At 66.7% G+C, this 6,999-nt stretch carries 9 protein-coding genes and 1 pseudogene; 4 read left to right on the top strand and 6 right to left on the bottom strand.

All coding sequences use genetic code 11. The annotated features are described in order from the left end of the window. Positions 1-64: 64 nt before the first annotated feature. On the bottom strand, positions 65-262 hold the full coding sequence (locus JWP83_RS03815) for an antitoxin Phd (protein ID WP_297726018.1): 198 nt from the start codon (positions 260-262) through the stop codon (positions 65-67). Between the two features lie 398 nt (positions 263-660). On the opposite strand from JWP83_RS03815, the gene JWP83_RS03820 reads away from it, so the two are divergent. Beyond that, the gene (locus tag JWP83_RS03820) at positions 661-1,386 is read left to right on the top strand and encodes a hypothetical protein (RefSeq protein ID WP_297726021.1); all 726 of its coding nucleotides are present in this window, start codon (positions 661-663) and stop codon (positions 1,384-1,386) included. A gap of 195 nt (positions 1,387-1,581) precedes the next feature. Here JWP83_RS03820 and JWP83_RS03825 read toward each other — a convergent pair whose 3' ends face one another. From JWP83_RS03825 to JWP83_RS03840, 4 genes and pseudogenes are all read right to left on the bottom strand, one after another. Further along, positions 1,582-2,247, bottom strand: coding sequence for a nitroreductase family protein (locus JWP83_RS03825; RefSeq protein ID WP_297726025.1), 666 nt, complete (start codon positions 2,245-2,247; stop codon positions 1,582-1,584). Between the two features lie 35 nt (positions 2,248-2,282). Beyond that, complete coding sequence (locus JWP83_RS03830) at positions 2,283-2,996, bottom strand: 2OG-Fe(II) oxygenase (RefSeq protein ID WP_297726028.1); 714 nt, start codon at positions 2,994-2,996, stop codon at positions 2,283-2,285. Next, complete coding sequence (locus JWP83_RS03835; RefSeq protein WP_297726030.1) at positions 2,996-3,508, bottom strand: methylated-DNA--[protein]-cysteine S-methyltransferase; 513 nt, start codon at positions 3,506-3,508, stop codon at positions 2,996-2,998. Before JWP83_RS03835 ends, JWP83_RS03830 begins: the two co-directional genes overlap by 1 nt. Positions 3,509-3,911: 403 nt before the next feature. Further along, positions 3,912-4,153: pseudogene (locus JWP83_RS03840) on the bottom strand (YiaA/YiaB family inner membrane protein). A 157-nt stretch (positions 4,154-4,310) separates the two neighbouring features. On the opposite strand from JWP83_RS03840, the gene JWP83_RS03845 reads away from it, so the two are divergent. The 3 genes from JWP83_RS03845 to JWP83_RS03855 are packed head-to-tail and all read left to right on the top strand — an operon-like array spanning position 4,311 to position 5,712. Continuing rightward, positions 4,311-4,817, top strand: coding sequence for an RNA polymerase sigma factor (locus JWP83_RS03845; protein WP_297726033.1), 507 nt, complete (start codon positions 4,311-4,313; stop codon positions 4,815-4,817). Beyond that, entirely contained in the window at positions 4,814-5,416 is a 603-nt protein-coding gene (locus JWP83_RS03850) for a methylated-DNA--[protein]-cysteine S-methyltransferase (protein WP_297726036.1), read from the top strand. The genes JWP83_RS03845 and JWP83_RS03850 overlap by 4 nt, the downstream gene beginning before the upstream one ends. Further along, on the top strand, positions 5,413-5,712 hold the full coding sequence (locus JWP83_RS03855; protein ID WP_297726039.1) for a hypothetical protein: 300 nt from the start codon (positions 5,413-5,415) through the stop codon (positions 5,710-5,712). The genes JWP83_RS03850 and JWP83_RS03855 overlap by 4 nt, the downstream gene beginning before the upstream one ends. A gap of 48 nt (positions 5,713-5,760) precedes the next feature. On the opposite strand, the gene JWP83_RS03860 is transcribed toward JWP83_RS03855, so the two are convergent. Next, positions 5,761-6,999 (bottom strand): aldehyde dehydrogenase family protein (locus JWP83_RS03860; protein ID WP_297726042.1); only part of this gene is annotated, 1,239 nt, incomplete at its 5' end.

The following is a 6,999-nucleotide window of genomic DNA, read 5'->3' on the forward strand; positions in this document are numbered from 1 at the left end:
GTGAGTATCTGCCCGACAGCGGCAGCGCCGGCGGTGAGAACGTCGTCGCGGTCGAGGAATTGGGTCACGCCAGACGCTGGTTGAGCTCGGCCGACCTCGTCGCGACAATCTTCGCGGCCTCAGCCACCCGTCGCTTGTGCTCGCTGGCCGCAGACAGGATCGCCTGGTGCGCAAACGCACGCAGAGACATGTCGCCGCCGGCCGCCGCGATGCGGACGGCCTCAAGCTCTTCTTCGGTAAATGGGATATTCAACGAAGGCACGCGACAATAGTACCATATATGGTACTGAAATTAGTACCATAGGTCCGCGCCTGTCTGGACCATCGGGCCGCCACCAGCGTTCGGCAGATTCCCCCATCCGCCACCAGTCCACCTGTCGGAACCCGCACCACGCGGACACGCAGCAGTACTCGTTGAATGATACGAGTTGCGTTGTATTGCAACGATTTACGAGGCGATCCGCCTAAACTTCGACCTGGTCGTGCCGTTCGCACTCCACTGCGTCGCCATTGCGGGCAAGGGATACCGGCAAACACTTGTCGGCCGCGCAACTGTTCGGCGCCGCGGAAACAGCGATCGAGTAGTCAATTACTCATGTGGCGGGTGCGTGGGAGGGTGCAGAATTTTGATCCAGATCAACAACAAACGGGAGCGGATATATGCTTATCGCGATTCTCAACCAGTCCAATTTGGTATCCAACGAGGATGCCGCCACCATGACCCAGGCAATCGCCGCGCAAGTCCGATTGGATGTTGCCCCGCTGTGGGACCGGGCTCCCGCGGCGGTGATCTTCTACACCAACTCCAACGACGTGCCCGCGACGGCCCACGGCATCGCTCTGGTCGACACGATCAAGGACCAGCCAACGGGCGTGCTCGGCTACCACACCGAGGACCAGGGCGGAAAGCTGTGGGGCGTGGTGGCGGCCAAGCCGGAGCTGGACAACGGAGGGAAGGCGACAACCGGGGACTGGAGCGTGTCCAGCGTCCTGTCGCACGAAGTGCTCGAGATGTTCATCGATCCCAACTGCAACCTGTGGGCCAATGACGGCCACGGGAAGGCGTACAGCTTCGAGGTGTGCGACCCGGTCGAGGCCCCGACCTATGTGGTCAACGGCGTCTCGGTGTCCAACTTCGTGACGCCGGCGTGGTTCGATCCGCTGTCGAATCACGCCACCGCGCAGTACGACAAGCTGGGCAAACTGCACGCCCCGTTCAGCATTCTCAAGGGCGGCTACGTCATCTACGAGTCCGCCGGGGCCGAGCATCAGCAGTTCGGCGACGAGTTCCCGGTTTGGCGCAAGGAGATGAAGTCGGGAAAGCTTGCCCGGACCCGGCGCCGGGTCAAGCAAGCCGAGGCGCTGCTTGCTCAAGTACCTGCTTGATTTCTACCGCTGGCTCTGCATCACTGTGACGAATTGGCCTGTAGCGCAGGGCTATTGATTCCAATTCGCTACCTCGCCCGAACTGGCCGCAGCGCGCGAGCGCGCCGGCGCGATCGGGTCCCCCGATGGCGTCTGGTATGGGGCGCAACAGATCCGGTGAGCCATGGTGGGCGCCGCGGTTGTGTCGGTGCCCACCTAACCAGTGAACGGTGCCCCGTCGAAACGCTCACGAGTGGCGAACTCGGCGACCGGCCGTCGTCGCAGCTTCGTCACCCGGCGCACCGGTTTGCCCAGCGGCACCAACGCGGCGATGGCGTACGTGTCGGGCACACCGAGCAGCTGTTTGACGCGGGGCTCCTCGGCGACGGCCATGGTGGTCAGAACCCCACCGTAGCCCTCATGGCGCGCGGCCAGCAGCACATTCCACACGAACGGGTAGACCGAGGCCCCGGGCACCACGCCGACGCGATCGAGGTTCTGATCGGTGGCGGCGACGACGCCGAGGTCCAGGCAGATTACGAGCACCACCGGGGCGTCGCGAAGCGGGGCCGACATCTGCGCGGGCGCCTCCGTCATCTCGATCGTCGACGCGTCGACGCCGGTCGGCTGCAACGGATTCCACGGCGACTCGCCGTTGGCGAGTTGCGCGGTGTACCGGCGGGCGGCGGGAAGTCCGAGTTCGGCCAACACCGCCCGGGTGTCGTTGTCGCGCAGCACGATGACGCGAACGCCCTGCCGATTGCCGCCGGACGGTGCGAAGCGGGCGTTGTCGAGAATCCGTGCCAGCACGTCATCGGGAAGCGGGTCGTCGGTGAATTCGCGCACCGCGGGCGTTGATCGCATGACGTCGTAAAGCTCCATGCACACCATCGTGCCGCACGCAGTTACGGCGGTGTTCAGGCAGCGTCGTGAAAGATCAAGCCCAGCGTGCAGCGCTGACCGGAGCGGACGACCGACACCCCGTGGCGCACGGGGGCGGCTGACCATCCCCGCGTCGAGCGGACCGGCCGTTCCCTGGTGGTAAAGAGGTAGCCGTGTCCCTGCGGCAGTATGGTGGCCGTGCCGCGTGACTGCGCTCGGGGCCGCTGCTCCACGAGCAGGAATTCGCCGCCCGTGTGCGCCACGCCCGGCTCGTTGAGGTTGATCACGACCTGCATCGGAAAAACGAGGTCCCCGTAAAGGTCTCGGTGCAGCGCGTTCCAGTCGCCCGGCCCGTAATTGAACAATAGAGCGGTGGGTTTCGTTTGGCCGGCGCGATGGCACATGTCCAGCCATTCGTCGAGTGTGTCGGGCCAGGGAGGGTCGCGTCGCAGCTTGGTCCACCAGTCGCGGGCGATCGGCAACAACCGCGGGTAGAGCGCCTGTTTCAGCTCTTCGATCGGGTGCGGGTAGGGCCGCGTGAAGTAGCGGTACTCGCCTTGCCCGTAGCGGTGTTGGGTCATGTCGATCGTGGCGCGAAACAAGCTGTCGTCGGAGTAGAGGTCAAGCACCGCCGCGCACTCGCTGGGAGTCATCAGCCGCGGAAGCAGTGCACCGCCGACATCGTTCATGTTGGCGGTGACCGCGTCCCAGTCCGCGCCATTGACCCGCCGATCCCATTTCGACGGCATCAGAACAATCTGCCGGCCACCGCGGGTACCGGCGCTTCCAGGTCCAGCAGGAATCGTTTCCGGCTTACGCCTCCCGCGTAACCGGTTGGCGCGCCATTCTTTCCGACGACGCGGTGACACGGGACGACGATACTGAGCGGATTTCGCCCGACGGCTTGACCGACTTCGTATGCGGTGGAGCCGTCAGCCAGCGCGGCCGCCAGCTCGCCGTAGGTGATGGTCTCGCCGTAGCCAATGTCGGGCAACAGTTCCCAGACTCGCCGCAGGCGCGGCTCACCGGCCAGGGCGATGCGGACATCGAACTGTGTGCGCTCTCCGGTTAAGTATTGGTGCAGCTGCTCTGCGGCGCACCGAAAGATTTCATCGGCAACCGGTTCTACGGACCGACCCAGTGCGGCAGCGGTGGGCGGGTGCCAATGATGCCGGAAATACACGCCCGTCAGGGCATCACCGTCGGCGACCAGCGTCAGCTCGCCGAGCGGGCTATCGATCACCGTGTGTCGTGTGTGCATCGTTCAACCTCCTTTCCCGGTAAACGACGAACAGCTCGAGAATGTGAGGTCAAGACGATTACGTTGTGCCCCGCCCGGCTCTCGTACTCACCCAGGCACTCTTGCAGCTCGACATATGGTGTCGTCGGCGGCAGTGCCTGCCCGTCGCGCACGACCGAGCGAGCTGGGCGGCCGCGTACGACCCCGCGCTCTGGAATCCCAGCGCGTACACGCAACTGAGCAGGCGAAACACTTGCGCCGCGCGCCTCAGCGGCGCAGTCGGATCCGAAGTGTGGGTCGCCAGTGGGCTCAGCATATGCGGGCTCTACTCGTGCGCCGAGCGTGTAGCCAGTGCGAAGATTCGGCCGAAGACTCGGCCTAGGTGCACGCTCGGCGCGACGCACCTGCTAAGGAACGGAAGTTTTCAGCTCGCGGCGGTGTCGGGGTTGTATTCCGCGAGCAGGCTTTCCACCCCGGCTTCGTCCAATCGGACGCGCACGGTCGCGGCTTCTTGTTGATCGCAGGTCACCTTGGCCAGTGTGAACGCGCTAGAGACGAGAAACAGGACGGTGATGCCGAGGAACAGTCGCTGCCACGGGTCAAGCGGACGGCGGCCTGAATGAAAAAGGCGGCGGTGTTCTTCGACATGCCATAGGCGACGTTCATGTCAATTAGAATGCGGCAGCGCTAGATTCGTCGAATCCGCAGAACTAATCAAATCGCTGACCCCGAGGCGTCTCACATTCGACGGCGCGCCGACGTCTTCACAATAGGAGTTACGGAGGAAATCGAATGCTCGCCCGAACCCGTCGGTGACGTCAGGATGAATGTCGATCGGCCCGTCAAGCCGCCTTTCGAGGCGGTTGTGGCTCGGCACGGCCTCACGGTGTGGCGAGTCGTTCGCGCGGTGATTGGCCACGTCGATGCCGATGACGCCTGGTCCGACACGTTCCTGGCCGCCCTGAAGGCCTACCCGCAGCTGCCGTCCGACGCCAATGTCGAAGCGTGGCTGGTGACCATCGCACACCGCAAAGCCATCGACATCGCGCGTGCGGCGACACGGCGGGCCGTCCCCGTCGCCGATCCGCCCGACTCCCCCGCTCCCGAGCGGGCCGACGCGCACGATCTCGACCTGGACGCCGCGGTGGGCGCGCTGCCGCCCAAACAGCGCCAGGCCGTCGCCTACCACTATCTGGCCGGCCTCCCCTACGCCGAGATCGCGGCGATTCTCGACAGCAGCGTTGCTGCCGCCCGGCGCGCCGCGGCCGACGGCATCGCCACCCTCCGCCGCACCTATCCCCTCATCGACACGACAAGGAATCACGAATGACCACACCGGACCTCAGGAAGCACTACCCCGTCGACCGGGATCAGCTGCAGCGCCTGCACGCCCGCCTGGAACAGGACGCCCAGGCCGGCGGTCTGCTCGACATCGCCTATCGCACCGTGGACTCCGCCGTCGGACCACTGCTGTTGGCGGCCACCCCGCGCGGGCTGCTGCGGGTGGCGTTCGCCAACGAAGACCGCGACAGCGTGCTGCAAAGCCTCGCGGAGCGCATCAGCCCGCGGGTGCTCGAATCGCGCACAAGGCTGGATCCGATGGCGCGGCAACTCGACGAATACCTCACCGGCCGCCGTCACAGCTTTGATGTCGCGCTGGACTGGTCGCTGTCCCAAGGTTTTCGGCGCACCGTGCTGGAACACCTCAACGCCGAGGTCAGCTACGGCGACACCGCCAGTTATGCCACCCTGGCCCGACTGTCCGGCTCCCCCAAGGCCGTACGCGCCGTCGGCACCGCGTGCGCGACCAACCCGATCCCCATCTTCGTGCCGTGTCACCGGGTGATCCGTTCCGACGGAACGGTGGGCGCCTACCGCGGCGGACCGGCCACCAAGCGCGTGCTGCTCGACCTCGAACGGAGCCGATGACGGACGGGCCGGCGCGCAACCGGGTCTCGCCGCTGGGCGAGATCATCGCGACCCGGGCCGCGGCGCGTGGATGGGCAACCGCCGTGCCCAACCATCAGCACAAGACCTGGATCACCTGCGCGCTGTCATTCAGGGATCGTCGAGTCGTGCAGTGGGCGCCCAACCACGACACGCCGCTGTTCTTCCTCGACGAGGCAGTCGCGCTGGCCGCAGGGCACCGCCCCTGCGCCGAATGCCGACGTGGGTCGCACGCCCCGAAACGGGCAGCGCAACTCGGGCCGCGAAAGTGCAACTAGCGACACGTTTCTCGAGTGGAGGCGTCGGCGGTTGCACTTTCGCGGGAATCAAAGCGGCGACCAGTGCACCACCTTCATGGTGGTCATCTCGTCGAGGAGCTCGGGACCGAAGCCGAAGCCCGTGCCGCTGGCCCGGCGCGGCTCGGACGCTCCCCCCGGAGCGCCCCCGAACACGTTGTTGATCTTGACCGTGCCGACCGGGAGGCTGCGCCACGCCTCCTGCGCGTGCGCCATGTCGCCGGTCAGCACGGTGGCGGCCAGGCCAAAGCGGTCGTCGGCGGCCTCTTTCAGGGCGGCAGCGAAGTCCGGCACCATTCGCACCGGCGCGATCGGACCGAAGGTCTCATCGCGCAGCACCAGCATGTCCGGCGTGCAGTCCGTCAGCACCGTCGGCGGATAGAACGAACCCTGCCCCGGCCGCGGTTCGCCGCCAGCCAGGACATGAGCGCCGCGCCGCACCGCGTCCTCGACGTGGCTGTGCACATGATCGCGGTGGCGTTCGTCGACCAACGGCCCGATCCGATCGGCCCACGACGCCGCCTCGTCGACCAACGCGTCGACGAACGGCTCGGCGATCGGCTGGACGACATACACCCGCTCCACCGACACGCAGATCTGACCCGCATTGGCGAAGGCGCCGAGCGCCGCCTGACTGGCCGCCCAGCGGGGGTCGACATCCGTGTCGACGATCAACGCGTCGTTTCCGCCATTCTCCAGCAGGGCCTTGGCGCCGCGTTCCGCGCAGGCGCGGGCGATCTCTCGACCGGTCGCGCTGCTGCCCACGTGCGCGACCACGTCGACGCGCTCCGCCTCGGCCAGTCGCGCACCGACCGTTCCGTCGCCGTCAACGATTTCCAAGACACCCCCGGGCAGCCGGGCGGCCAACAGCTCGGCAAACCGCCGACCCGTCCGTGGACAGCGCTCGCTGGGCTTGTGGACCACGGTGTTTCCGGTGACGAGCGCCGCGCCGAGCAGCCCGGCGGCGACCGCGACGGGGTCGTTCCAGGGCGTCAACACCGCGACGACTCCGCGCGGCTGGGGAACCATCAGATCAGTCGCGGACCACCCGCCCTGCAGGCTGCGCCCGCGGTGCAAGGGTCCGAGCTGGGCGTACTGCAACAGGGTGCCGACTGCGGCGTCCACGCCGCCGCGAGCGTCGTCGCGCAGTTTCCCGGTTTCCCGCTCGTTCAGTTCGGCGAGTTCGTCGGCGGCGGCGCGGACGTCGGCCGCGGCCGCCGCGATCGCGTCGGCCCGTTCGGCGGGTGAGGTGCGCGCCCAGGCGGCGGC

Origin of the sequence: Mycobacterium sp. (assembly GCF_025965855.1) — a bacterium.
GTDB lineage: Bacteria > Actinomycetota > Actinomycetes > Mycobacteriales > Mycobacteriaceae > Mycobacterium.